We start from the raw sequence: 24671 nt of genomic DNA, 5'->3' as shown, positions 1-24671 counted from the left end.
CGCCCTGCGATTCTTACCTAGAAACATCACTGTCTCTATTGGTTTTATCTTTGTTTCTGTTCAGTTTTCAAAGGTCATTTTCGCGTTGCTATCACTTACGTTGTTTTGTTTTTTGCGACTTTTAAATCATACCATTCTAGCACCTATCTGTCAACAACTTTGTATAATTTATTTTGTGTTATTTTTCTGTGTAAAAGCGTTGGTTAGTAGCGCCGAGAACTAATATATCAATTAATCAGGATAATGTCAACCAAGTTATGCATAATATTTTCTTTTTTTTTCGGACTGTACTCTAATTCCACCAAAATGTATGCGTTAAACATTGCTATGTAGCCATTTGTTGATTTTGATTTTTTTTGCATAAATATAATAGTTTTTATGCAAAATAAGAAAAAAAACCATCAAATCGGGTGAAGTGATGGTTTTCTGGATGTGTTATATTTTTTTTGATTGGCATTCTGGGCATGTTCCGTAGACTTCCAATCGGTGTTTGTTTACTTCATATCCTGTGACACTGGCTGCAAAATGTTCTACTTCGTCTAAACCGGGATAATGAAAATCTACTATCTTACCGCATTCATTGCAGATTGCGTGGTAATGTTCGGATGTAGAAAAATCAAAACGGCTGGATGAATCGCCATATGGTAATTCTTTAATTAGTCCTGCTTCTCGGAATACGCGTAGATTATTGTAGACTGTAGCTACACTCATATTGGGGAAGTTCCCTTCAAGCGCTCTGTAAATCTCGTCAGCGGTAGGATGGGTATCGGCATTAATTAAGAATTCAAGTATAGCATGACGTTGAGGAGTTATTCTGACTCCAGTTTTTTTCAAGACATCTATTGCTTCTCGTAAATGAGAATGAGAATTAGACACCGTCATGCACTCCTTTCTCGCTTAATTTAAATAGATTGTACATATACCCTATTCTACCTAACTTTGGCGGGTTCTGTCAACATTGGGATGCCTGACCATTTCTCTTAGTAGCCTCTATTCAAATTAATCGTGTTTAATAATGGTTCTTCTTTTTGAAATCTTGCAACATTTTCGAGCCAGATGTCGAAGCTTCTATATAGGTATTTGGGTGAGTGGGCGGAGACGTGTGGTGTGACGGTAACATTCGGGAAGTTCCAGAGAGCGTGATTTTTTGGTAATGGCTCGATTGGGCTAACGTCTAAGTAAAGATGCGCGATTGTTTTATTTGTCGCTATGTCTAATAGGATTTCTTCTGATACTGCGGAGCCTCGACCGATATTGATGAATACGGCGCTGTTTTTCATGGCTTCAAAATGTGCTTTTTTGTAGAGTGATCTGGTTGCGTTCGTTTCTGGTAAAACAGATACGATGAAGTCGCCTTCTGGTAGGACGGTTTGCATTTCTTCTATAGAGACTGCTTTATCGAATGGTGCTAAAGTATTTCCGGTTGTGTTGACGCCGATTGTCCTCATTTGGAAGGCTTTGGCGAATTGGGCGATTTGACTTCCTATCGCTCCTGTTCCGGCGATGATGATTGTTTTTTCTGCTAGCTCGCCTATTTTTGAATCGCGTTCCCAGCTGTTTAGCGTTTGTTTTGTTGCAAAATTGGCTAACCGCTTCACGTAGGAAAGCATGTAAGCTATTGTGAACTCTGCCATTGGGATGGCGTGGATTCCTCGGACGTTGGTGACTAGGATTGATTTTTCTTGGAGTTTGGCGTGAGGGAGTTCTTCAATTCCTGCGGAGAAAATCATGAGCCAGCGTAGCGCTTTTGCGTCTTCAATGATGGATTCTGTGATATCTGAACCGTAAGACACGATGCAGTCTACCGTATGTATCTCTTGATAGGATGCTAAATTTTCTATGTATTCGTATGTGTGGTCGGGGAATTGTTCTTGTTGCTTTGCTTTGAGGTCATCTGGAATTGGCATGGTGAATAGTATTTTCAACAGGATCACTTCACTTTCTGCGTGTTATTTACTTTTATTCTAGACTCTTTTTGCTCGGGTTACAATGAACTTGCTTCTATTCATTGCAGTCTGGCGCTATTTCAACTAAAATGGGAAGGGAAGAAACATTAATGAAGGAGATGTATCAAAAATGAACCATTCTGAGTCGGAAAAGTTACATACGGAGGCGCTCGAGCATATTGTTGGCGGGGTGAATAGTCCGTCGCGTTCTTATAAAGGTGTTGGTGGTGGGATTCCCGTGACGATGGAACGTGCGAATGGCGCTTATTTCTGGGATGTCGATGGTAATAAGTATATCGATTATTTGGCGGCTTATGGACCAATTATTACTGGACATGCGCACCCTCATATTACAAAAGCGATCACGCATGCGGCTGAAACGGGTGTTTTATACGGGACTCCGACGCGACATGAGGTTACTTTCGCAAAAATGTTGAAGGAAGCAATTCCCTCTTTGGAAAAAGTACGGTTTACGAATTCTGGGACGGAAGCGGTTATGACGACGATTCGTGTGGCGCGTGCGTATACTGGGCGTGATAAAATTATTAAATTTGCTGGCTCGTATCATGGTCATTTTGATTTGGTACTTGTGGAAGCGGGTTCTGGTCCTTCAACGCTTGGCACGCCTGACTCTGCTGGTGTCACGACGGCTACTGCGGAGGAAGTGATTACGGTTCCTTTCAACGATATTGCTAGTTTCAAAGAGGCGATTCGTATTTGGGGCGATCAGGTTGCTGCGGTTTTAGTGGAGCCGATTATTGGTAATTTCGGGATTGTTGGGCCTGTTGATGGCTTTTTGGAAACGGTGAACGAGCTGACGCATGAGGCTGGAGCGCTCGTTATTTACGATGAGGTCATTACCGCGTTTCGATTTATGTATGGTGGCGCGCAAAATCTACTAGGTGTGACGCCGGATTTGACAGCTCTTGGGAAAATTATCGGTGGTGGCTTGCCAATTGGCGCGTACGGTGGACGTGTTGATATCATGGAAAAAGTTGCTCCGCTCGGCCCCGCGTATCAAGCTGGTACAATGGCTGGAAACCCTGCGTCGATTCAGTCTGGGATTGCTTGTCTGGAAGTTTTGCAAGAGCCCGGGATTTATGATAGGTTTGAAAAATTCGGTGTTCGCCTGAAAAACGGGATTTTGAATGCGGCTGCTAGACACGGGATTTCGGTGACGATTAATCAGATTAAAGGGGCTTTGACGGTTTACTTTACGGATCAGGAAATCGTGACTTATGAGGATGCGCAAGGTACGAATGGCGAGCAGTTTGGTCAATTTTTCAAGTTGATGGTCGAGGAAGGCATTATGTTGGCTCCTTCTAAATATGAGGCTTGGTTCATTACGACGGCGCACACGCACACGGATATTGAAGATACGCTTGCAGCTGTGGACCGCGTTTTCGCTAAAATGGCGCTTTAATTGGTTTGTAAAGCAAGCTTAACGGTTATAATAGGAGAAATAGAGTACAGAAAGGAATAACCAGCGATGAAATTCGGGGCTAGGATTATAAAAACAGGAATTGCGATAAGTTTAGCACTTTTTATTGCCGAGCTTTGTCACTCCCCTTCTCCTTCTTTAGCAGGGATTTCGGCAATTTTTGCAGTACAACCATCGATTTATCGGTCTTATTTAGAAATTTTACAGCGGGCGCAAGGGAATGTGATTGGTGCGGCCATCGCGATTGGCTTTGGGCTTTATATCGGGAATGATTTCATATTGATTGGGATTGCGTCGATTCTTTGTGTGGCGCTGTTGATTCAATTCAAGCTTGAAAAAACGATCGGTTTGGCGCTCGTGACGCTCGTTATCGTGATGGATTCGCCGACCAGCGACTTTTTAATGATTGCACTGACGCGATTTGGTACGATTATGCTTGGGCTTGTCGCAGCGTTTATCGTGAACTTGATTTTCTTGCCGCCAAAATATGAGGTGACTTTATTCCAGTTTATTTATAGTACAAATGATGAGATTATGCGCTGGATTAAGTTGAATTTACGTCATGCGGCAGATTTTCCGCTCCTCAAAAAAGACATGAAGTGGATGCAAAAACAGATTACGCAAATGAGTAGTTATTATGAATTGTATCGCGAGGAACGGACGTTTTTGCGGCGAACGAACATTTCTAAGTCGCGAAAAATTGCGGTCTACCGGCAAATGATCCTTTGTTCTCAAAAGGGCTACGAGTTGCTACGAATTTTGCATCGCTATGAAAACGACTTTTTGCAGTTGCCGCCTGATAAACAGGAATTGATTCGGATGCAAATTGATTATTTGACGGACACGCATGAGCAGTTGTTGTTGACGTATATCGACAAGGTTTCGGTGGATTTGAACTATGCGGAGAAGCATTTTTCGCAGGATCCGGCAGACTTGATGCGGCTATTTTTGAATGAGATGAAGGAGATTGATAAGGAGGACGACGATGAGGGTATCGATCAATATCACTTGATGCGGATTATCGCGTGTGTCTTTGCTTACCAGGAAACGATCGATTACTTGGAAAAATTGATTCATAGCTTCAAATTGCGGCATGATGAGGAAAATAAGATTGATATTGATGTGCATGAATAACAGGAAAAACCGAGTTGGCGTTTATAGCTGACTCGGTTCTTTTGTATGTTCGGTGAACGTGCGGTTACTGATAATTGTTTGCTTGTTCGTGTCTCCCCAATCGCACATGGCTCGGACTAGCGGGAGGAGTGACTCGCCTACTTCGGTTAAGCTATATTCTACTTTCGGCGGGATTTGGTGGTATATTTCACGGTGAACGATGCCGTCTTCTTCTAATTCGCGTAATTGCAATGTTAGCATTCGCTGTGTTATTTCGGGCATGAGACGGCGGAATTCATTGAAGCGAATCGTTTTGTCCATGAGTCGATATAGGATTTGTAATTTCCATTTGCCGCCGATAACCGAAGATGTGACATCAGCGCCACATGAGAAATCGATTTTACGTTTTTGCATAGTTCCCCTCCTCTTTACAGTATACAAAATGTACCTACCTAACAAAAATGTGCATACTATCTTTTTTTATTTTACTTGATATACTAGGAAAGTCAAACAAATTAGGAGGGATTTTTCAGATGTCAAAAAAACAAGAAATTTTAGATGCTTTCCATTATCGCTTTGCTTGTAAGGAATTTGATACAACGAAAAAAATGAGTGACGAGGATTTTCAGTTTATTTTAGAAACGGCGCGGTTATCGCCTTCATCTTTTGGTTTTGAGCCTTGGAAATTGCTTGTTGTGGAGAATAAGGAGTTGCGTGAAGCGTTGATGCCACTTTCTTGGGGTGCGCAGACGCAATTGCCGACCGCGGATAAATTCGTGATTTTGCTGGCGCGTACGAAAGAGGCTTTGGCGCCGGAATCGGAATATATTCAGAACCATCTGCGAAATGTCGCTCAAATGCCGGACGAGGTGGTTGCTGTTTACACGAATCACTTTAAAAATTTCTTGGCGCATGATTTTGACTTGCTCGCGGACGATCGACTGGTTTTTGAGTGGGCTAGCCGACAAGCGTATTTGGCGATGGCGAACATGATGACGAGTGCGGCTGCGATTGGGATTGATTCTTGTCCGATTGAGGGATTTGATAAAAATGCGGTGGAGAAACTGTTGATTGAGAAGCAGTTGGTTGATCCGAATGAGTTTGGTGTTTCTGCGATGCTCGCGTTTGGATATCGTGCAGCTGCACCGAACCGTGAGAAAACGCGTCAATCGCTAGACGCACATGTTGAAACAGTATATTAAACGACAAAACACGCAAAACAAGATTCCGGTGATGGAAGCTTGTTTTGCGTGTTTTTACTACAATTTAGCGATATTCTTTGTACTTTTCATACCAAATGTCGATGTAATCTTTTGAAAACGGACCTTTTTTGTCCAGAATCCAGTGCGAAAGGACATCTACATTGTGCCTCAGTATACGGTCGATGGAGTCTGGATATTTCATTTGTCGTCTATGTTGCTCGTATTCGCCTTCATCTAACAAGTGGAAGCGACCATCTGGAAATACCTTGATATCCAAATCGTAATCGATATACTTCACCGCTTCCTCGTCCGATGCAAAAGGCGTGCCTAGGTTACAATAATGATAAATCCCGTCTTCTCGAATCATTGAAATCACGTTAAACCAGTATTCACTGTGAAAATAGCAAATGGCAGGCTCGCGAGTTACCCACTTTCGGCCATCCGATTCTACCACTAAGGTATGATCATTCCCACCGATAATAACGTTTTCCGTCGATTTCAAAACAACCGTTTTTTTCCAAGTACGATGAAGTGAGCCGTCGTGTTTGTAGCTTTTGATTTGAATTATTTCTTTCTCTTTAGGTAAGTACATCCAATATCCTACTTTCTCCATGTACTATCGATCTAACATCCTTTTCCATTATACCACGCAATCCGTTGCAAAAAAACTGAAAAGACACGAAAAGCGGAAAGAGCCCGTTTAGCCTCGACAGAAATTGTTAGGGGGCGTAGTGAAAATCCTCTTTTGATTTTTACGGAGGCCACGAAATTTCCGAGAGGCTGGCTCTTGAAGCTGGATCGCGAAATGATGATACGTCAACACCAAAAGCACCCACGCTCCCATGATTGCCGGACTCGAATAACCACATAACTCAATAGAATTGCCAAACAACTACATTTGATTTCCCTTCCTTAAGCATACAAGCCAAAACACGCACACCTCTGATTTATGAATTCCCTGATATTCTCGTTATACCAACAACGTCCTTCCGCCATCCACAATAATCGTCTGACCGCGAATCATATCGGCTTGATCGCTCACTAAAAACGATACTACTTTCACCAAATCTCCGGCCTCAACCATGCGCCCAGCTGGAGTTTTGGCAATAGCGTCTGCTAGTAATTCTTCGCGATTTGGGAAATGATCTAGCGCTTCTGTCTCGATTAGCCCACCAGAAACGGCATTGACCGAAATTCCGAGTGGTGCTAATTCGACCGCTAAATAGCGTGTCAGCGATTCTACCGCGGCTTTTGAAACGCCAACCGTTGTATAATTCTCTAAATAGCGGATGGCACCGACTGAGCTGAGACTCACAATTTTTCCGCCACCTGTTTTTTGCATACGTTTCGCGGCTTCTTGACTTGCAAAAAGAAGCGCCTTTGCATTAATATCCATCGTCCAATCCCAATGTGACTCGTTTAGCTCCATAATCGGTCGTAAAACACCACTTGCGGCATTGTTGACCAGCACATCGAGACGCCCAAATGCTTCATCAATTTCTGCAAACATGCCTTTTAGTTTCTCGATATCGCCAACGTTAGCGCGGACGAGAATCGCTTTTTGTCCTAGTGCCTCGACTTCTTCCGCAACTTCTTGGGCTTTGCTACGACTTCTGGCAAAATTAATCGCGATATCATATCCTTGTTTCGCAAGCTCGAGCGCGATTTCCCGCCCGATTCCACGACTACTTCCTGTTACTAATGCTACTTTATTCATTGTACTGTTTCCCCCTTTAGAAATGCTTGCCACATTTTTTGATATGGAACTGGAAAAGCTAGGTGCTCCATCTCGGCTTTTGTGACGGTTTTTAATTTTAAATCTGAGGTTTGTAGGTGAATCGCTTGCGCTACGAACACGTCTACTTCCCAGACTAAATGCGAAAATATATGTTTTACGTGTGTGATTGGTTCGGCTTCTACTTCAAGCTCGATGCCATATTGTTGTAAAAAGGCTAGCTTCATCGCCTCATGGTTTTCCGTTAGTTCCACGGTCGGAAATTGCCATAAGTTAGCGAGTAAGCCTGTTTCTGGCCGCTGTTCAATGATGTACTGATCCTCTCCTACCCGAATGATGACGCTTGATAGGAATACCTTCTTCACTTTTGTTTTCTTGATTTTGACTGGATAGGCTTCTTCTTTCCCAACTTTATGCGCTTCGCAAAATTCCTGCAGCGGGCAAATGAGGCACATCGGTTTTTTCGGTGTACAGACAAGCGCGCCGATTTCCATTAACGCTTGATTAAATTCGCCCGGTTTTTCTGGATCAATGAGCGGGTATAGTGCCGCTTCGAACTTTTTCCGTGTTTTCTGCTTCATAATGTCATCATCGATTTCCAAAATGCGCGATATCACACGCATGACGTTCCCATCAACGGCTGGTTCTGGTTTCTCATAAGCAATGCTAAGCACGGCGCCAGCGGTATATGGGCCGACACCTTTTAGCGCGAGAATTCCGTCCAAATCACTTGGTACAACGCCATCCATCTCGGTCACCACGGTTTTCATCGCCGCTTGTAGATTACGGACGCGTGAATAATACCCCAGACCTTCCCATGCTTTTAAAATGCGTTCTTCCGGCGCTTCTGCAAAGTCTTTCATCGTTGGGAACCAGGTCATGAATCGCTCGAAATATGGCATAACTGTGTCAACTTTTGTTTGCTGCAACATAATTTCAGAGACCCAAATTCGGTAAGGCTCTGTATTTTCACGCCACGGCAAAATTCTTTTGTTCGCTTCGTACCAGTCAATCAAGGCTGATCTGAAAGCAATTATTTTTTCCTTATTCCATTCCATCTTGTATTTACTCCTCGTTTTGTGCGTATATTCTCATGGTTTTCTAATGCATGTTTTCGGGTATTCTGTAGTATAATATAAGTATGAAAAAACTTCCGATACTTGATTTTAAGCAACGTTATCATTATACAGAATCAAGATGCGATTGGACAGCCAATTGCCTTCACGGAAAGTTTTTATAAGATGCAAACATTGATTTTTAGGATTGCTCTTAGAAGAGGAGGAAGTCTCTTGGACACTGGCACACATGTTGTTATGGGAATTGCACTCGGCGCTGTAGCTACGGCGATCGACCCTGCTATTGTAGGGAGTTCCGCTGCCATTGGTATCATGACAGCCACTATTATTGGATCACAAATACCGGACATTGATACTGTTCTTAAACTTAAAAATAACGCGGATTATATTCGTAACCATCGTGGAATTACGCATTCGCTTCCGGGTCTCGCAATCTGGCCGCTCTTGCTTTCTGCTATTCTTGCTTTTATTTTTCCAGCCGCACCGTTCTGGCATCTCTTGCTATGGACCTTCGTCGCGGTCGGGCTGCATATATTTGTCGACATTTTCAACGCGTATGGAACACAGGCGTTGAGGCCATTTAAAGATACGTGGGTCGCCTTTGGGTTTATCAATACCTTTGATATCTTTATTTTCGGCTCTCACGTTGTAGCTATCGTTATTTGGCTACTTGGAGCTCCTGCTTTACCAACGTTCTTCACGTTATACGCGATTTTGGCGCTTTATTATGTAGCAAGATTCATCACGCAGAAAGTTATTACCCACGCGGTCAAAAATATGATTCCAGACTCGGAGGAAATTATTGTAGCCTCTACGATTCGTTTCTTCCAATGGCGTGTTGCGGTAACAACGAAGGATCACTACTATGTCGGACGAGCTTTTAAACGTACCATTTCGATTTATGAGAAATTTGATCGTTTACCAGTTCCCGATAACGATATTATCCACGCAGCGATGAAAGATAAGAACTTGACGGCATTTGTATCCTTTTCCAAAGTGTATAATTGGCGTATCGAGGAAAAAATGGATGGCACGTATGTTACCTACACCGATTTAAGATACCGTAGTAACGGGCACTATCCATTCGTCGCCGTAGTCAAACTAGATGATGATTTGCAAATTATATCATCTTATACTGGCTGGATTTTCAGCGACGAAAAACTTCACAAGAAACTACACCCTGTAACAGACTAAGATTTGAAAAAAGGCCTTCTCGCATGAAAATCGAGAAGGCCTTTTACTTACCGTTCTTTACGTTCTACCAAATGTAGCGATGCGCCGTGTTGTTTGATTTGTTTGGATACATAGTCATACGTATATTCATTGCCACGGTATGGATAGCCGGCCTTCGCATAGCTCGCTTCAAAATCGGTCCATAGCATCTCGACCCACCATAAAGCTTCGTCTTCGGAAAAGTTTGGATTGATTGCTAGTAGTTCTAGCTTTAATTTCTCGAAAAATGGTTGCATTAATCTTGCTCCTCTTCAAAATCTAATTCGTGTTCACGCATATAATCTTGAATGGTATCATAGGAAAACCCTTTTTGCAATAGGGATGTAATTGTTTTTTGTCGGCATTTCGCTGGACCTAGGCGCCGATTTCGTTGTAGTAGCTTGTTTAATTGCTCGCCTAATACGTCTTGTTCTTGCTCTTCTGAAAAATCTTCGAGTGCAATGGCGCTTGCTTCTTTGGCCAAATCGGTCGTATAGCCTTTTTGGATAAGCTCGGTGATTAGTTTTTGTTGTAGTTGACGTTTGGCTGACTTACGGCTACGATTAACGATTTTGGCTGCTAGTTTGACGGCGTTTTCTAATTGGGTGTCGTCTTTAAAATCTGCGAGTGCTTCTTCAATGTATTCGCGGGTGATGCCTTTGGTTACGAGTTCGCGCTCAATTTGACGAGGCCCTTTTGAAGTTGTGTTTACTTGGGTGCGAACGTAAAGGTGCGCGAACTCCAAATCATTGATGTATTTCATTTCTGCGAGACGTTTGATGACCAGACTGATTTCATCGGGTTCCATCTCCGCTTTTGCCAAGTGGGTACGGATTTCCTTTTCGGAGCGCACACGATGGGCTAAATATTGGATTGCTTTGTTCAAACCACGGCGGATCGCGTCCTCTTCTTGAATTTCAGCTAGATCTTCTTCCGTTAGTTCGCGGTCTTTAAAAAGTTGGTACTTCGTAAGCACGACCTCATCGACACTGAATAAATATTTTCCGGCAACAAAGATGTTATACCGCTCTTTATTTTTTTGTTGTTGCGAAATAGATGTTATTTTCATCGTTATCGCCTCCTCTTCTCTACTCTATCATACGCAAAAAATCGTTTTAAAGCTATCTTAAAGGGAAAAGTAATAGAAAAGCAGCGTGATGACAGACGCTGACATGTTAGGAGTGATTGACATATGAATATTTTAATGACTGGTGGTACTGGTTTTATTGGGCATCATCTCGTTCCTGCGCTTGTGAATAAGGGGCATGTTGTGTATATTTTGACACGGCGGGATAACGAGGTCGATTCAGAAAATGTGCGTTATATAAAATGGTTGGATGGCGCTCTGCCGGATTTGGCGGGTGTGTCTATTGATATATGCATTAATCTGGCTGGCGCGGGTATTGCGGATAAGCGATGGACGGCGGATCGGAAACGGTTGATTTTGGACAGTCGTGTAGATGCGACGACGGAACTTGTGCGGATTATTCATGATTTGAATCCAAAGCCTCGGTTGTTGATTAACGCGAGTGCGATTGGCGTATATCCTACATCACAAACGACTTTCTTTCTGGATACGGAGGAACATGTCGCGGCTGATAATTTTCTTGCGGAGACGGTTATTTCTTGGGAAAAAGCTGCTCGGGCGTCAGGTATTCGGACGGTGTTTACGCGGTTTGGTTTGATTTTGGGTAAGGATGGCGGATCGCTGCCGCTACTCACGAAACAGTTCGCTTTTTTGATCGGTGGACCGCTTGGCGAGGGAAATCAGTGGTATTCATGGATTCATATTGATGATGTCGTCGCGGCAATTTTGTGTATCATGGATTCTGAGAAATTCGACGGTGCGGTAAATGTGACGGCGCCTCATCCTGTACAACAAAAGAAGTTTGCCGAATTGCTTGGTCAGGCGATGAAACGGCCTGCAAAAGTCGCAACGCCTGCCTCGATGATTCGCTTGGCAATGGGCGAACGAGCACTGCTTATTTTGGAAGGACAACGTGTGTATCCACAAAAACTTCTCAATCAAAATTTCACGTTTCAATTCCCTCAAATCGAGGAAGCATTGGCTGATTTAGTGCAAGAATAGAAAAACAAGGCGTTAGGAGATTTTTTGCTATCTCGTAACGCCTTGTTTTTATTTGGATTCTTCCAGGATTACTGTTGGTTCTATTTCTTCTGGGATGTCTTCTACGATTTGCGCTTTAGATAGTGGTCGTTTTTTGCCGACAAGCACCATTAGTTGCAACATCGTGAAGGCAATCGAGCTTCGTTTTCGGAACGCGACGAATTTTTGAACCCAGGTGGTTACGTATTTTGATTTGTAGTTGCGTAGTCCTTGGAAGCCGTAGAAGCCTTGGCTATAGCGGTAAACGAGGCCTGCCAATCGCTCCCCTAAAAATGCGAACTGCGAGGAACCGACGTTTGAAAGTGGCGCCATTCCTGCGTTGAAAATCTGGTAGCCTTCTTCTTGCCCTTTTAAGAACAGGTTGATAAATAGGAAATCCATGATACCGCTCGGGGCGTCTTGGCCGTAGCGCATTAAATCGATGGATGTCATTTCGTCGTTGTAGCACGGCATGATGGAGGCAAACGCGATGATTTCACCGTCTGCATCTCGCGCAATCGCGATTGGAGCTTGTTCTAGGTAATACACATCGAAGTAACCGAGTGAGAATCCTTTTTCGGACCTGTCGCCTAACCAATCGTCTGATATTTCGCGTAGTCGCTGGATTGTTTTTTCGTCAAAGCTTGGCTCGATGATTTCGAATGTATAGCCTTCACGTTCGAATTTGTTCATCAAGGCGCGTTCACCTTTGCGTTTCTTACCGGTTAGCGTGAATTCAGGTAAGGATACGAAGCCTTCTTCTCCAATTTTCATGAAATCGAAGCCATGATCGTGGAGGAATGCCAGCATGTCGACGTCTACTTCATAGAAAACTGGTCGGTAGCCGAAGCGGTCGGCGTATGTCATCAGTTCTTCTAGCGCTTCCTCGAGGTAATCGCTATCCCCGACTGGCTCTCCCATGATAACCATCTTATCGGCTTTGAGCTGGAACGGAAACACGACTTTATCCTCTTTGGACCAGAAAAGCAGTTTGTCGCGCATGAACATCGTGTGGGTTACTTCGTTGCCTTTATATTTGGCCAAATGAGCTCGTAAACGTCTCGCATCAAATGGTTCTCCGATGGTAACACTCGTTGTTGAGAAATAGTAGAAAATAACAATCAGACTAATAATCGCGATCGCCACACCGATGAATCCTGTAATCCAAACATGTTCGGAAGGAATCAGCAGGTAATCAGGAATTTTGCGGTGATGCGGCACTTTTGGTGAGTTGTAAATACCGATCAGGACGTAGCCGATTAAGCAGACTAAGAATAACGAACTGTCAAAAATGATTTTACTCCACGTGTAGACGAGTTTTTCCCGGTAAAATTCATGGCGCGCTAAGTAGACGCAGACCAAGACGATTCCGAGGAAAATCGCGGCTTTGATGGAAAAACCTTGAGCCAGTGTGTTGAAAATTGCGCAACCGAGCACAACAATCGTCGTCACATAGGCTTTCGTGACTTTGCTTTCGATACCGCGAGCCAAGCCTAATAACAGGAATCCGAATGCTATCATCGTGATTTGCGATACGAAGAAAAGGCTGAACGGCGCGAGTTTGTAGAGTAGTGGTAAGTGGTAAATCGCGTTTGGAATCGCTGCGGAAATAATCAGCATAAGTCCCGCGAAATACACGAATAGGACTAAAAATCGGTGCGCTAGTTTTTGAAGGAACAGGGTTGGTAGGCCTTCTAAATAGTCGTTGAATTTCCGCCCGGCTTTCTGGACGAAGAACAATAGTCCTGCCGCGAATGGGATAATGTAGTAGAAAATGCGATAAAATAGCAACCAAGCGACACTTAGATCGGTCGGGACGCCGAGTCGTTCTAATCCCAGAATCATCACGACGTCAAACGTACCAACGCCTCCTGGTACCATGGATGCAATCCCGATAACGGATGCGATAACGAATAGCGGGAATACTTTTGCGACATCGACTGGTTCGTTCATCAGTACGCCGATAATGATAAAGCAGCCAAATGCAAATGCCCACTCTAGTAAGGATGCCAAAATGAGCAACAACTCGCGTTTTAATGGTAAATCTTCAAATAATGTTTTGCTTTTCCATTTTGTGAAGAAAAATAGGATTGGGAAATATAATCCACCGCCGACAAGCCAAGGCCAGTAGCTGCGGAAATGGTCGGCGAATCCTGGAATAAATAGCATTACCAGGCCAATCAGGCAATAAAGAGATAATCCGGATACGAGAAATAAGGCAATTTTTGAAATGGCTAGGAGGATTTGTTTGTGGTCAGCATTTTTACCGTAGAAATTAGCGCGTAACGAGGCTCCTAGCACGCCACCGAATCCGCCGATATTCGTAAACGTGTTCGTAATCCAGCCAGATGTGATAATGTGACTCGTCGGAAATTTGCCCGGCAGGAGTTTCACGATGACAAAATCATAGATGAGCATCGGTGTTACGGCAATCAGTCCAACTGCAATCATAATCAAGATATTTTCGGGGCTCTGCGATGTTAAGTTATCTTTCAAGGCGCCAAAATCGGTAGTTGTTCCAATACTAATCACTTCGTACACAACAAACGCGAGCACAAAAACGATAAATATAATTTTGGCCTTCAGACTGTTTTCTTGGAACCATGCTATAAGTTTTGCAAATCTTTCCTTCATCATACCAATCCCCTTCACTTTTCCCACTTCAATGTTATTTTTTTCGCTTTCTCACGCTTGGTATACATAGCGCCGCCAGAATTCCCAGCAAGCCGCTCAGTGTATTTAGAATAATATCGTCTATATCTGTCGAGCGATTTTCTGGTAGTGTTATGCCTCTAAAACCTGTGATGATGGTGGTTTGGAAGAATTGAACGAGCTCGATTCCTGTAGAAACCACTAATGCGACTAAGAGTGTCATGCCGATTCTTTTTGTAATTTGAAAATAGAGCAGAAAGAACGTCAATGGTGCGAGTAATAAGACATTTCCGAGTAGCTGGATTATCGTTGGCATGGTCGGTAGCGTTTGGTGTACTGTGTTTTCAATCGTCGTGAATGGCACAAGGTTCACCATTTCTTGCTGGATATGGAATCCTCCTGTGTACGTGCTTCTTAGGATATCTCCTGCCGAAATATATGTAACGAGATGATGCAAAATGAATAGGTAAAGAATAAACGTGGCGAGCCAAATCACATCTATTGTATTTCTTAATGTCGCCTTCCAAATGATGAAAATCGAGCACGCGCCTAAGATTGTGCCGTTGAGAATGACATTAATCAGCTCTGCCCTACTTCCAAAATCGATTGCTAAAAATATACCGTAAGCCATATATAAAACCGGAATCAGAAGAACTAGACACCGAATTTTGTCATTTTTCATAGATCTGCCACGCTTTCCTCTGGTCTAATTGTCTTCCTTAGTTTAACAAATAACGCTAGTAATGAAAAGACTTGTTACCCTTACATTATTGCAAGGTAATCTAAAAATGGAGATTGTTTGGAGCATAATCCAAATAATCGGCGACAAGCGTTCGCATTCAGGGGATTTGGCGGACTTCCGGTTCTGCTACACAAGAGCAGTTTCGCTTAACTTCTCGCATGGTCGAGGAAACTACCCTCTCCCTGCTTTCAGTCATCATGTACAGTCGTACACTCCGCTTTGTTGTGGTTCTTTGAAGCAAGGCGAATTAGAACCTCAATATGCAAAAGAATGGAATGAGTTTGTCATCCTCATTCCACCAAATCCCCTGAATACAAACGCTTTCGCTCGATTTGTGTATAGCGTCATTTTCATCTTATCCAAAAATAAAGAGCGAGGCAATTTTATCTTGTTTGGAATTGTTCCCATCCACTCTCTATTCTTGTTCCTCATATTCTCCGTTCGTAAACAAATTGCTCCCCGCGCGGACCTAGGACAACGCGTGGTGTTTCGATAAAACCGCTTTTTAGATATAGTTTTTGCGCTGGAATGTTTCGTTTGTTGACCGCTAAAACAACACTGGCAATTCCTCTGAAATGAGCGCGTACATAGTCTTGTAATGCTGCTAATGACTTTGTTCCGTATCCTTTTCCTTGTAGACTGGAATCGATCGAATAGCCTCGCAAAAGTAGGGCATTCGGTTCTGCTGTATACGTTGTGAGGTCGTTGCCACTGTCCAGAACGAAGAAGCCCACGATGACTTCCTTGTCAGAAATCAGGACACAGTGATAGCTGCTTGTTTTAGCGGCTTGCTCCAAAATTTCAAGTGGATGCGCGGAGAATTCATCGTTCGTGAGTGTATAATTCGTGAGGGCTGCAATTTGCGCTGTTTCATTTTGGAATGATTGTAGTTCGATTTTCAAAAGAAGCCCTCCCTCGCTTAATTTTTTAAGGTTAGAACAGTTATACTTTCCACATGTGCTGTGTGCGGGAACATGTCTAGCGGTTGGATATATTTCACATTATATTTTTTAGATAAAATCTGAATATCGCGTGCAAGTGTCGATGGGTTACACGATACGTAGACAATTTGTTTGGCATTCGTGCGCAGAATCGATTGCAATAACTGATCTTCACAGCCAACGCGTGGCGGATCGACAACAATGGCATCTGGTTTGAAACCGGCTTTGATCCATTTCGGGAATACTTCTTCGGCTTTTCCGGTTTCGAAGCTGACGTTTGTTATCCCTGCGCGTTCAGCATTTGCTTTGGCGTCCTCGATGGATTCAGCGATGGTATCCATGCCGCGCACTTCTGCTGCTCGTTTCGCCAAGGAAAGCCCGATTGTTCCAACTCCACAGTAGGCATCGACAATTTTTTCGTTACCTGTCAGGCGGATGGCACGCGCTACTTCGCGGTAGAGCTTCTCTGTTTGCGATGGGTTCAATTGGAAAAAGGCACGTGCGGAAAGATCGAATTCGATTTCGCCTAACTTCTCGGTAATTTTTTCTTCCCCTGCAAGGAAGAGCGTCTCTTCGCCGAAAATCAAGGACGTCTTCGCTTGATTCACGTTTTGCATGATCGACACGATTTCTGGGAACGCTGTTTGGATGCGCTCCAACAACTCGCGTTTGCGTGGTAGTTTCTTGCTGTTCGTAACTAGGACAAGCTGGATTTCGCCGGTTTTAATCCCCGTGCGAACGACGATTGTCCGGACAATGCCGCTATTACGTTGTTCTTCGTAGATTGGAATCTCGAGTTCTTCCAGTAAATCGCGTACAAAATTAGTGACTTTGACCGTGTCTGGGTGTTGCACGACACAATTTTCGATTGGAACTAGTTCGTGGCTTTCCGCGCTAAATAGGCCTGCTTCGACCACATCATCGATTTCCCGCACTTGGAATTGGCTTTTATTGCGGTAGCCCCAAGGATTTCCCATACCGATTGTGTCGCGAATCTTGATTTGTTCTAGGTGGAAACGTGTATGTTTTTCGATGGATTGCACGATGAGGTCCTTTTTCATTTTCAGTTGCTCTGGATACGATAAATGTTGTAATTGACACCCACCACATGCATCGTAGACGGGGCATGGTGGTGTCACGCGGTGTGGTGATTTTTTACGGATTTTGCGGATTTTTGCTTCGGTGTAGCGTGGATTGACTTTGGTAGCTTCCACCACGACTTCTTCTCCTGCTAAGGCGCCGGTTACGAACACGACGGATCTTTTGAAATAGCCGATTCCTTCGCCGTTAATACCAATCCGTTTAATCGTTAGCGGGAATTGTTGACCTTCTGTTACTGGATTTTCGCTCAAAATAATTCTCTCCTTATGGCCCGGTTAATTAATCTCCCCGACCAGCTTTTTCTGCTTCACTATGCTAAGTGTGGCATTGATTTCGCCACCAATCATCAAAATCGTTCCTGTTAAATAAAACCATAACATCAAAATAATAATCACGCCGATACTGCCATAAGTCGCAGAGTAATTGGCAAAGTTGTTCACGTAATAGGCGAATCCGATTGAGGCTGCTGCCCAACCAACTGTGGAAAAAACCGCACCTGGCAAAATGCTAAACAGGCTACTTCTCCGGTTCGGTGCAATCCAAAAAATAAAGGAAAACACGATAAAAATAACGGCTAGCGTCACGACCCAGCGGAAGTTATTCCAAATATCGAGCGTATCTTGGGACACATTCAGATGATTAAAAATAAACAATCCGATTTGCTGTCCGAAAACGACGAGAAGTAGCGTCACGACAACAACTGCAAGCATACCCATTGTAAAAACCATCGACAACAGGCGTTTGACAAAATAGTTCCGGCGATCCTGCACGCCATACGCTTTATTCAATGCTTTCGTCGTCGCATTCATGCCATTAGAAGCCGACCACAACGTCCCGATAATCCCGACAGAAAGCGCTCCACCCGAATTACTATTCAGAAGTTGATCCAGATTATTATTAATAAAATCATAAATTTCTTCTGGAACAAACTGCTTAATCGTTGTAAATAACTGGTCTTGATCAATGTTGAAATACGGAAGCAGCGAGGCAACAATTAGTAAAATCGGAAAAATGGAAAAGAGCATATAATACGCTAATTGCGAGGCGCTTCCGGATACATCATTTTTCGTAAATCTAGCCCCAACGGCCATACCAAAACGAACAAGGCGGATATCTTGTATTTTTTTTAACATCGGTATCCCCTTTCTTCTTAAAATAGACGCTAATTGTGGCGTCACTCCAAACTATGTGCTACAATTTTTGAAAGTTGAAAAGGAGTGTCTCACATGAACTTAGAAAATCCAACGCAAGAAAATGTTGCGTATATGTTAAATGAAATTACTGCTAAACTAAAAATGGTTAATGCTTCCGTCTTCGAAAACTTGACCTTGGAAGCCATCCATTATGATTCTCTGCTGGATATTTACACGCTGATTCATCGCAAAAACAACATCAGTATGCGTGAAATGCAACTTTTTGCAGAAGAGTTAAGCACTATTCGGAAATAACACCGCTCACGTAATCCACCAAGTCGCGCATATCGAATATTTTTGTAGGTGCACCAGCAAGCGTCGTCGGCTGGTGCGCTGTTTTTTGTTCGTAATCGCGCCCAATCCCAATAAATTCCTCGCTATTAGACGTTATTTCATCATAGCTTTGCCAAACCTTCTCGCCGCCAACCATAATTGGCGACTTTTCTTGTTGAATTCGGAAGGCTTTGGCGCGATGCTCGGCAAGGTGTAGCGATGTGTTTTTATTGTGGTCGACGCCGAACAGGACAATTTTTGCGTGCAGTTCGTATAATCGTGCTAGCGGGGATTGCTCGCCGAATCCGAAATTTAGCGCATGCTTTTCCGTAATGAAAGCTGAGTCGCTTCCCCAGGCGCAAAAAGAATATTTCGGATGCGAACTTCGCTTCACGTTCGCCATTTTGCGGAATGTTTCTGGAATCACGCCCATGAAAAAAGTCGGCGTTTCATCTGGATTATACGCAGGCATTTCCTCATAAATCGTTGGCCACCACTCTTTTGGTACCGCTGGGTTTCGCCATTTGGCTGGGTCTGACACATTCGTACTTTGCGACGCCATCACTAGATTCCCCGATTCGGTTATCGCCTTTTGAAAAGCTTTAATAATCGCGACATCGCCTCCGCAAACCCAGCCAGCTTGACCGAGCGCAGCATGCAAAATCACTGTATCTCCTTTTGCAATACCAAGATTATGTAATTCCTCGCAAATCGATGCCACCGTATGCGGCGTCTTCGTTTTGCGAATCGCTTTCTTCTCTCCCATAGCCATTCTCCCTTTACCTCTCGAAAAAATTTAGGTGTGTCGCGTTCTTGGCAACACACCTACGTCTTATTTAGTCATTTTCACCTTGATACGTCAAAATTTCTGGGCCGTCTGCCGTAATCGCAATCGTGTGCTCGTACTGTGCGGAAAGTGAACCGTCTGCTGTGCGTGCTGTCCAACCATTGTCATCCATTTTCGCTTTCCAGCCGCCTGTGTTAACCATCGGCTCAATCGTGATAACCATGCCCTCTTTCAAGCGTGGACCTTTGCCTGCTGCGCCGAAATGTGGCACTTCTGGTTTTTCGTGTAGTGTCGGACCTACGCCGTGACCGATAAATTCGCGGACAACCGCCAGTTTCTCAGCCTCTACATAGGTTTGAATCGCATGACCAATATCGCCAATACGGTTCCCAACTTGTGCTTGTTCGATACCAAGGTACATCGATTTGCGTGTCACTTCCATCAAACGCTCAGCTTCTGGTGAAACTTGTCCAACGCCATATGTCCAGGCTGAATCGGCAAGCGCACCGTGGAAATTAACAACCATATCCACCGTGATAATATCGCCTTCGTTCAGCATTTTCTTCCGCGGAAAACCGTGACAAATCTCGTCATTGATACTCGCACATGTCGCAAACTCATAGCCTTCAAAACCTTTTTGTTCTGGTGTCGCGCCTTGTTTACGCAGGAATTCTTCTGTAAATACTTCGATATCCCAGCTCGTAATCCCAGGCTTAATAAGTTTCTTGATCTCTTTATGTGTCGCGACAAGGATTTCTCCTGCACGTTTCATTTCGTCGATTTCTCGTCTTGATTTTAATGTAATCATTTTTTCCATCCCTTCTCTTCCCAGCTATCGATTCCTTTGATTTTGCCGTAGCCAGAAATTCTCACTTCTACCATTATAGCTTTATTCGCCTCATTTTGAAAGTATGAATGTGACGTTTTTGCTAAATTTAACGGAATTTCTTGCAGTTTTTCTGAAATTCTTTATAATGGAAGTATTAGTGATTGATGAAACAAGCATATTCCGCGTTCGCAAGTGTGCTTTTTTTAGCGTATTAACTTAGAACTCATAGAAAGAAATGGTGATGTAAATAATGGCAAAAGTAATGATCGTATATGCCAGCATGACTGGTAATACAGAAGAAATTGCAGATATCCTTGGCGAAGAACTAGAGAAATACGATATTGAGGTCGAGATCGAGGAATGCATCTCTGTCGAACCTGAGAAATTACTAGAATATGATGGCGCGCTCATCGGCGGTTACACGTACGATGATGGTGAACTTCCAGATGAATTCGTGGATTTCTACGAAGATATGTCTGATGTGGACTTTTCCGGCAAGGTCTGTGCTTCTTTCGGATCTGGCGACACATTCTACGACGAGTTCTGCTTAACGGTTGATCTTGTTGAGAAACGCTTGAAAGAGCAAGGCGCAACAGTCCCTGTAGAAGGCTTAAAAGTGGATTTAGATCCCGATGAAGATGATGTGGTTCGTGCAGAAGCTTATGCGAAAACCTTTGCGGATGCCCTACTTGGGAAATAATTTCCGACATCGAATAAATGAAATCTCCCAAAATGCCTGGCTATCGCGTTGATAGTTAGGCATTTTTTTGATAGCTAAAATAATTTTAAAAACGTTTTTTAAGTTTAGCTAATTTGTACTGTATCCGACTCTATACCAGTCGTTTCAAGCTTTTTTCCGCTCTATTTAAAAATGGTTTCTCGCCCTATTTCTGCCCTTGAAAATGACGTAACCCGTCGCATAAAGCTATTTCTATCTGTCTTTGTAGAGTAGACGCTCTGATGAGGATATGTTACTGTTAATTGACCTACAATTTTAAGGAGTGTTACGATGACTTTTAATGAATTTTCTGAATATATGTCTGAGAACTTGACAACCAAAGATAGCTTTTACCAAAAGGCACTCGAATTTCAAAATGAGAAAAATAAGAAACGACCGCCAGCAAAGCGTTGGAAAGACACGAAACTAGATCGCGCAGTGAATGCGATGTGGCAAGATATCATGAAAACAATGTATGACAAAATCAAGCCGTCGATTAAACGCGATGCCCCTGATTTACACCAAGCTTGGCTGGATTACTTTGTGAAGTACAATATTTTAGAGTCGATGGATGAAGCACTTTCGGAGATTGAATTTGATTAGTCTAAAAGCCGCCTCTATGACTCCAAACCTCAGCGTGCCGACAAACGCTTAGTTTCTAGGCAAAAGGGAGTACCAGCGCGGAGCGTACTAGAGTACGTGAGCACTGGAACGGAGCTTTTAACGACGAAAATGAGTGTTTGTCGGCACGCTGAGGATACTGCGCTTTGTCCGTATTGTATGATTGATTCGGTATTGCCTGAATCAGACATACTACCGCTCAGTCGGGAATTTTTAAACGATATGCATCAACAGTGGTTTGGATAAGCCGTTGCAAACAGTTGCTTTACGCGTTTTTTTAAGATACAATGCTTTTATTGAATAGAAGAGGGGTGCTACATATGTCAACATTTAATGAGAAATTAGAAAAGTATGCAGAATTAATCGTCAAGGTCGGAGTGAACGTCCAACCTGATCAAAAAGTAGTGATTAATAGTTCCGTTGAGAGCGCACCGCTAAGCCGTTTAATTACGAAAAAAGCTTATGAAGTTGGAGCTAGCGATGTTATTATCAACTGGGCAGACGAAGAAATCACGTTACTTCGCTACCAAAATTCACCGATTGAGATTTTTGAGAAAGCAGCGCTTCACCGTGCCGCAGAACGCATTGAATTGGCTCACGAAAATGCCGTTTTTATCTCAATTGTTTCGGAAAATCCAGATTTATTGAAAGGCGTAGATGGTAAAAAAATCGCGGCGAACCAAAAAGCAATGGGCCAAGCTTTGGAAGAATTCCGCCAAATGATTCAGTCTAACGCGATAAGCTGGACGGTTGTCGGCGCAGCTTCTGAAGGCTGGGCAGCGAAGGTATTCCCTGATTTACCACACGCAGAACAAGTTCCCGCGCTTTGGGAAGTTATTTTTGAGACAACGCGTATGAATACGGCAGATCCAATTCAAACATGGAAAAATCATGATGAAACGCTAAATAATAAAGCTGCTTATCTGAATGAACAACAATATTCGGCACTTCACTATACGGCACCAGGAACTGATTTAACGATTGGTCTTCCTAAAGATCACGTATGGGTCGGCGCTGGAAGCTACAATAAACAAGGCAAAGAATTCATGGCGAATATGCCTACCGAAGAAGTTTTCTCATGTGCTGAAAAAACGAGCGTGAACGGCTATGTATCTAGCACAAAACCACTAAGCTATGCTGGCAATATCATTGATAAGTTCAAAATCACGTTCAAAGATGGCCGTATCGTCGATGTTGTCGCGGAACAAGGCGAAGATATCCTGAAAGATTTAGTAGCAACGGATGAAGGTTCACATTATCTTGGCGAAGTAGCCTTGGTTCCAGACCCTTCCCCTATTTCTCAATCAGGAATCCTTTTCTACAACACGCTATTTGACGAAAATGCATCGAATCACTTAGCTATCGGAAGCGCGTATGCTTTTAATATTAAAGGTGGCGAAGATATGAGCCGCGAAGAACTAGAAAAAGCTGGTGTTAACTCAAGTATGACACACGTCGATTTCATGATTGGTTCGGATAAAATGAACATCGATGGCATTACGGCGAGCGGTGACAAAGTCCCTGTATTCCGCAACGGCGACTGGGCATTTTAATAGTACAATAATTGTTTACTAATTTATAACGAAGCCCATGGAAGAACTGTTTCATGGGCTTTTTTTGCAAAGAAGGTGTTTTATACTATGAAATTTAAGACTTGGGACATTAATCTCAAAGTGCGACTATTCGGGGAGGCTTTGCTCGATATTTCCTTTTGGGCGGTTTTTCCCTTTTTAACGATTTATTTTTCAGACTCGATTGGGAGACAAACGACGAGTCTGTTGCTTATTTTATCGCAGGCTTTATCTGTAATTACGGCTCTACTCGGCGGTTATTTTGCGGATACTTATGGGCGTAAGCGAATGATGAGTATTTCGGTTATCGGTGAAGGTGCTGGTTTCCTTATTTTTGCGATTGCAGCGACAACAATGTTTCATTCGCCTTATGTGGCGTTTTTTGGCTTCATGGTCGCGAGTATTTTTATGTCATTTTACCAGCCAGCGAGTCAGGCGATGATTGCGGATGTTGTGAAACCGGAGCACCGGAGTCATGTGTATTCGATTTTCTACATGATGATCAATATTGCGGTCGTGATTGGTCCGATTATCGGGGCGCTCGTGTTTAATAATTATACGTCACAAACCTTGCTGGCCATTGTTCTTGCCGATCTACTCCTCTTGATTCTACTGACAAAATTCGGACATGAAACAGCGCCAATGGCTTTGGATAAGGAGTTGCGCAAAGCTCAACGTGAGAAAAAGATTGGCACCGTTTTAATGGAACAACTGCGCAACTATAAACTGATTTTTAAAGATAAAGTTTTTTTCTTATACATTATTGCCGGCGTCATTATTTCGCAATCCTTTATGCAACTCGACTTACTATTTCCACTCTATATTACAGAGGTTATTGGGGATTCATCGATTTTCTCCATACAGCTTACCGGAGAACAATTATTTGGTTTCATCGTCTCCATCAACGGCTTCTGCGTGGCTTTACTGACAGTCTTCTTCACCCGACTCATGAGCCGATATCGCGAAAAACTAGTCTTCATGAATTCCTCCTTCTTATACGGGATTGCCATTCTGCTTTTTGGAATCGCAACAGGTCCATGGGGCGCCATTTTAGCGATTATTTTGTTCAGTTTTGCCGAGTTAATGACGGTCGGAATCCAACAGAATTTCGTGGCCAAAATTGCTCCTGATAATAAACGGGCGATGTACTTCTCCGCGGCTGGGCTTCGCTACACGTTCGGAAAAGTGATAGCCCCACTCGCGATTACCCTTTCTACACTCGTTGGCTATTTCGCAACGTTTGCAACCATCGCAGTGCTCGCCGTGATTAGCGGATTTATATACTTCTATATGTATAGTCTATACGAAAAACAGGATCGTGCTAAATAAGTAGATAGAAAAGCTATGCTTAAGACGCATGGCTTTTTTAGTATTTTTTTATACTTTTAGGTTTACCTTCCTCGTTTTAAGG

At 43.3% G+C, this 24671-nt stretch carries 26 protein-coding genes; 11 read left to right on the top strand and 15 right to left on the bottom strand.

Going from position 1 to position 24671, the window contains the following annotated elements; all coding sequences use genetic code 11:
• Positions 1–435: 435 nt before the first annotated feature.
• Positions 436–882, bottom strand: coding sequence for a peroxide-responsive transcriptional repressor PerR (gene perR, locus EP58_RS07925; protein WP_036092133.1), 447 nt, complete (start codon positions 880–882; stop codon positions 436–438).
• Between the two features lie 98 nt (positions 883–980).
• Positions 981–1934 (bottom strand): D-2-hydroxyacid dehydrogenase, encoded by a 954-nt coding sequence (locus EP58_RS07920; RefSeq protein WP_236637318.1) that lies wholly within the window; start codon positions 1932–1934, stop codon positions 981–983.
• A 142-nt stretch (positions 1935–2076) separates the two neighbouring features.
• Between EP58_RS07920 and EP58_RS07915 the strand changes: the two genes are divergently transcribed.
• Positions 2077–3369, top strand: a complete 1293-nt coding sequence (locus tag EP58_RS07915) for a glutamate-1-semialdehyde 2,1-aminomutase (protein ID WP_036092128.1) — start codon at positions 2077–2079, stop codon at positions 3367–3369.
• A 66-nt stretch (positions 3370–3435) separates the two neighbouring features.
• Positions 3436–4521: an aromatic acid exporter family protein gene (locus EP58_RS07910; protein WP_036092127.1), complete on the top strand. Its 1086-nt coding sequence runs from the start codon at positions 3436–3438 to the stop codon at positions 4519–4521.
• A 21-nt stretch (positions 4522–4542) separates the two neighbouring features.
• Here the strand turns inward: EP58_RS07910 and EP58_RS07905 are convergent, their stop codons facing one another.
• Positions 4543–4914: a winged helix-turn-helix transcriptional regulator gene (locus tag EP58_RS07905; protein WP_036092124.1), complete on the bottom strand. Its 372-nt coding sequence runs from the start codon at positions 4912–4914 to the stop codon at positions 4543–4545.
• A gap of 119 nt (positions 4915–5033) precedes the next feature.
• On the opposite strand from EP58_RS07905, the gene EP58_RS07900 reads away from it, so the two are divergent.
• Complete coding sequence (locus EP58_RS07900) at positions 5034–5702, top strand: NAD(P)H-dependent oxidoreductase (protein WP_036092121.1); 669 nt, start codon at positions 5034–5036, stop codon at positions 5700–5702.
• Positions 5703–5766: 64 nt separating this feature from the next.
• Here EP58_RS07900 and ntdP read toward each other — a convergent pair whose 3' ends face one another.
• From ntdP to mutY, 3 genes are all read right to left on the bottom strand, one after another.
• Positions 5767–6294, bottom strand: a complete 528-nt coding sequence (gene ntdP / locus EP58_RS07895; RefSeq protein WP_036062731.1) for a nucleoside tri-diphosphate phosphatase — start codon at positions 6292–6294, stop codon at positions 5767–5769.
• Between the two features lie 378 nt (positions 6295–6672).
• Positions 6673–7419 (bottom strand): enoyl-[acyl-carrier-protein] reductase FabL, encoded by a 747-nt coding sequence (fabL, locus tag EP58_RS07890; RefSeq protein ID WP_036092120.1) that lies wholly within the window; start codon positions 7417–7419, stop codon positions 6673–6675.
• On the bottom strand, positions 7416–8495 hold the full coding sequence (gene mutY, locus EP58_RS07885) for an A/G-specific adenine glycosylase (protein WP_036092117.1): 1080 nt from the start codon (positions 8493–8495) through the stop codon (positions 7416–7418). The genes fabL and mutY overlap by 4 nt, the downstream gene beginning before the upstream one ends.
• A 231-nt stretch (positions 8496–8726) precedes the next feature.
• Here mutY and EP58_RS07880 point away from each other — a divergent pair, with 231 nt between their 5' ends.
• Positions 8727–9707: a metal-dependent hydrolase gene (locus tag EP58_RS07880; protein WP_036092114.1), complete on the top strand. Its 981-nt coding sequence runs from the start codon at positions 8727–8729 to the stop codon at positions 9705–9707.
• A 47-nt stretch (positions 9708–9754) separates the two neighbouring features.
• Here the strand turns inward: EP58_RS07880 and EP58_RS07875 are convergent, their stop codons facing one another.
• Positions 9755–9982 (bottom strand): YfhJ family protein, encoded by a 228-nt coding sequence (locus tag EP58_RS07875; protein ID WP_036092111.1) that lies wholly within the window; start codon positions 9980–9982, stop codon positions 9755–9757.
• Positions 9982–10794 carry a recombination regulator RecX gene (recX, locus tag EP58_RS07870; RefSeq protein ID WP_036092108.1) on the bottom strand — a complete coding sequence of 271 codons (813 nt, stop codon included), beginning with the start codon at positions 10792–10794 and terminating at the stop codon, positions 9982–9984. Before recX ends, EP58_RS07875 begins: the two co-directional genes overlap by 1 nt.
• Positions 10795–10917: 123 nt before the next feature.
• On the opposite strand from recX, the gene EP58_RS07865 reads away from it, so the two are divergent.
• Positions 10918–11814 (top strand): TIGR01777 family oxidoreductase, encoded by an 897-nt coding sequence (locus EP58_RS07865; RefSeq protein ID WP_036092104.1) that lies wholly within the window; start codon positions 10918–10920, stop codon positions 11812–11814.
• Positions 11815–11862: 48 nt separating this feature from the next.
• On the opposite strand, the gene mprF is transcribed toward EP58_RS07865, so the two are convergent.
• From mprF to EP58_RS07840, 5 genes are all read right to left on the bottom strand, one after another.
• A complete protein-coding gene (gene mprF, locus EP58_RS07860; protein ID WP_036092102.1) occupies positions 11863–14466 on the bottom strand; it encodes a bifunctional lysylphosphatidylglycerol flippase/synthetase MprF in 2604 nt (867 codons plus the stop codon).
• Positions 14467–14500: 34 nt separating this feature from the next.
• On the bottom strand, positions 14501–15166 hold the full coding sequence (locus EP58_RS07855) for a VanZ family protein (protein ID WP_036092099.1): 666 nt from the start codon (positions 15164–15166) through the stop codon (positions 14501–14503).
• A 488-nt stretch (positions 15167–15654) separates the two neighbouring features.
• Positions 15655–16128, bottom strand: a complete 474-nt coding sequence (locus EP58_RS07850) for a GNAT family N-acetyltransferase (protein WP_052164804.1) — start codon at positions 16126–16128, stop codon at positions 15655–15657.
• Positions 16129–16145: 17 nt separating this feature from the next.
• Complete coding sequence (gene rlmD, locus EP58_RS07845; protein WP_036092098.1) at positions 16146–17519, bottom strand: 23S rRNA (uracil(1939)-C(5))-methyltransferase RlmD; 1374 nt, start codon at positions 17517–17519, stop codon at positions 16146–16148.
• A 24-nt stretch (positions 17520–17543) separates the two neighbouring features.
• Positions 17544–18401, bottom strand: a complete 858-nt coding sequence (locus tag EP58_RS07840; protein WP_036092095.1) for a YihY/virulence factor BrkB family protein — start codon at positions 18399–18401, stop codon at positions 17544–17546.
• Between the two features lie 93 nt (positions 18402–18494).
• Between EP58_RS07840 and EP58_RS07835 the strand changes: the two genes are divergently transcribed.
• On the top strand, positions 18495–18716 hold the full coding sequence (locus EP58_RS07835; RefSeq protein WP_036092093.1) for a DUF1128 domain-containing protein: 222 nt from the start codon (positions 18495–18497) through the stop codon (positions 18714–18716).
• Here the strand turns inward: EP58_RS07835 and EP58_RS07830 are convergent.
• Both EP58_RS07830 and map read right to left on the bottom strand, forming a co-directional pair.
• Positions 18703–19500, bottom strand: a complete 798-nt coding sequence (locus EP58_RS07830; RefSeq protein WP_036092091.1) for an AAC(3) family N-acetyltransferase — start codon at positions 19498–19500, stop codon at positions 18703–18705. The genes EP58_RS07835 and EP58_RS07830 overlap by 14 nt on opposite strands.
• 70 nt (positions 19501–19570) lie before the next feature.
• Positions 19571–20329 carry a type I methionyl aminopeptidase gene (gene map / locus EP58_RS07825; protein WP_036092154.1) on the bottom strand — a complete coding sequence of 253 codons (759 nt, stop codon included), beginning with the start codon at positions 20327–20329 and terminating at the stop codon, positions 19571–19573.
• Between the two features lie 271 nt (positions 20330–20600).
• On the opposite strand from map, the gene EP58_RS07820 reads away from it, so the two are divergent.
• From EP58_RS07820 to EP58_RS07805, 5 genes are all read left to right on the top strand, one after another.
• Positions 20601–21050, top strand: coding sequence for a flavodoxin (locus EP58_RS07820; RefSeq protein WP_036062755.1), 450 nt, complete (start codon positions 20601–20603; stop codon positions 21048–21050).
• 309 nt (positions 21051–21359) lie between these two features.
• Positions 21360–21671 carry a hypothetical protein gene (locus tag EP58_RS07815; RefSeq protein WP_036092089.1) on the top strand — a complete coding sequence of 104 codons (312 nt, stop codon included), beginning with the start codon at positions 21360–21362 and terminating at the stop codon, positions 21669–21671.
• 96 nt (positions 21672–21767) lie between these two features.
• A complete protein-coding gene (locus tag EP58_RS17505; RefSeq protein ID WP_156110575.1) occupies positions 21768–21935 on the top strand; it encodes a hypothetical protein in 168 nt (55 codons plus the stop codon).
• Between the two features lie 74 nt (positions 21936–22009).
• Positions 22010–23242 (top strand): aminopeptidase, encoded by a 1233-nt coding sequence (locus EP58_RS07810; protein WP_036092087.1) that lies wholly within the window; start codon positions 22010–22012, stop codon positions 23240–23242.
• Positions 23243–23329: 87 nt separating this feature from the next.
• Positions 23330–24589: an MDR family MFS transporter gene (locus EP58_RS07805; RefSeq protein ID WP_036092084.1), complete on the top strand. Its 1260-nt coding sequence runs from the start codon at positions 23330–23332 to the stop codon at positions 24587–24589.
• The last annotated feature ends 82 nt before the right edge of the window (positions 24590–24671 follow it).

The organism is Paenilisteria newyorkensis, from assembly GCF_000766145.1.
Taxonomy (GTDB): Bacteria; Bacillota; Bacilli; order Lactobacillales; family Listeriaceae; genus Listeria_A; species Listeria_A newyorkensis.
Note: the sequence above shows the minus strand (reverse complement) of the source record. Positions and strands in the feature narration are given on the sequence as shown.

Bases quoted from the DNA above. Each gene is read 5' to 3' on its own strand.
- perR (WP_036092133.1), bottom strand. From the start codon at position 882: ATGACGGTGTCTAATTCTCATTCTCATTTACGAGAAGCAATAGATGTC.
- EP58_RS07915 (WP_036092128.1), top strand. From the start codon at position 2,077: ATGAACCATTCTGAGTCGGAAAAGTTACATACGGAGGCGCTCGAGCAT.
- EP58_RS07910 (WP_036092127.1), top strand. From the start codon at position 3,436: ATGAAATTCGGGGCTAGGATTATAAAAACAGGAATTGCGATAAGTTTA.
- EP58_RS07905 (WP_036092124.1), bottom strand. From the start codon at position 4,914: ATGCAAAAACGTAAAATCGATTTCTCATGTGGCGCTGATGTCACATCT.
- EP58_RS07900 (WP_036092121.1), top strand. From the start codon at position 5,034: ATGTCAAAAAAACAAGAAATTTTAGATGCTTTCCATTATCGCTTTGCT.
- ntdP (WP_036062731.1), bottom strand. From the start codon at position 6,294: ATGTACTTACCTAAAGAGAAAGAAATAATTCAAATCAAAAGCTACAAA.
- fabL (WP_036092120.1), bottom strand. From the start codon at position 7,419: ATGAATAAAGTAGCATTAGTAACAGGAAGTAGTCGTGGAATCGGGCGG.
- mutY (WP_036092117.1), bottom strand. From the start codon at position 8,495: ATGGAATGGAATAAGGAAAAAATAATTGCTTTCAGATCAGCCTTGATT.
- EP58_RS07875 (WP_036092111.1), bottom strand. From the start codon at position 9,982: ATGCAACCATTTTTCGAGAAATTAAAGCTAGAACTACTAGCAATCAAT.
- recX (WP_036092108.1), bottom strand. From the start codon at position 10,794: ATGAAAATAACATCTATTTCGCAACAACAAAAAAATAAAGAGCGGTAT.
- EP58_RS07865 (WP_036092104.1), top strand. From the start codon at position 10,918: ATGAATATTTTAATGACTGGTGGTACTGGTTTTATTGGGCATCATCTC.
- mprF (WP_036092102.1), bottom strand. From the start codon at position 14,466: ATGAAGGAAAGATTTGCAAAACTTATAGCATGGTTCCAAGAAAACAGT.
- EP58_RS07855 (WP_036092099.1), bottom strand. From the start codon at position 15,166: ATGAAAAATGACAAAATTCGGTGTCTAGTTCTTCTGATTCCGGTTTTA.
- EP58_RS07840 (WP_036092095.1), bottom strand. From the start codon at position 18,401: ATGTTAAAAAAAATACAAGATATCCGCCTTGTTCGTTTTGGTATGGCC.
- EP58_RS07835 (WP_036092093.1), top strand. From the start codon at position 18,495: ATGAACTTAGAAAATCCAACGCAAGAAAATGTTGCGTATATGTTAAAT.
- EP58_RS07830 (WP_036092091.1), bottom strand. From the start codon at position 19,500: ATGGGAGAGAAGAAAGCGATTCGCAAAACGAAGACGCCGCATACGGTG.
- map (WP_036092154.1), bottom strand. From the start codon at position 20,329: ATGATTACATTAAAATCAAGACGAGAAATCGACGAAATGAAACGTGCA.
- EP58_RS07820 (WP_036062755.1), top strand. From the start codon at position 20,601: ATGGCAAAAGTAATGATCGTATATGCCAGCATGACTGGTAATACAGAA.
- EP58_RS07815 (WP_036092089.1), top strand. From the start codon at position 21,360: ATGACTTTTAATGAATTTTCTGAATATATGTCTGAGAACTTGACAACC.
- EP58_RS07810 (WP_036092087.1), top strand. From the start codon at position 22,010: ATGTCAACATTTAATGAGAAATTAGAAAAGTATGCAGAATTAATCGTC.
- EP58_RS07805 (WP_036092084.1), top strand. From the start codon at position 23,330: ATGAAATTTAAGACTTGGGACATTAATCTCAAAGTGCGACTATTCGGG.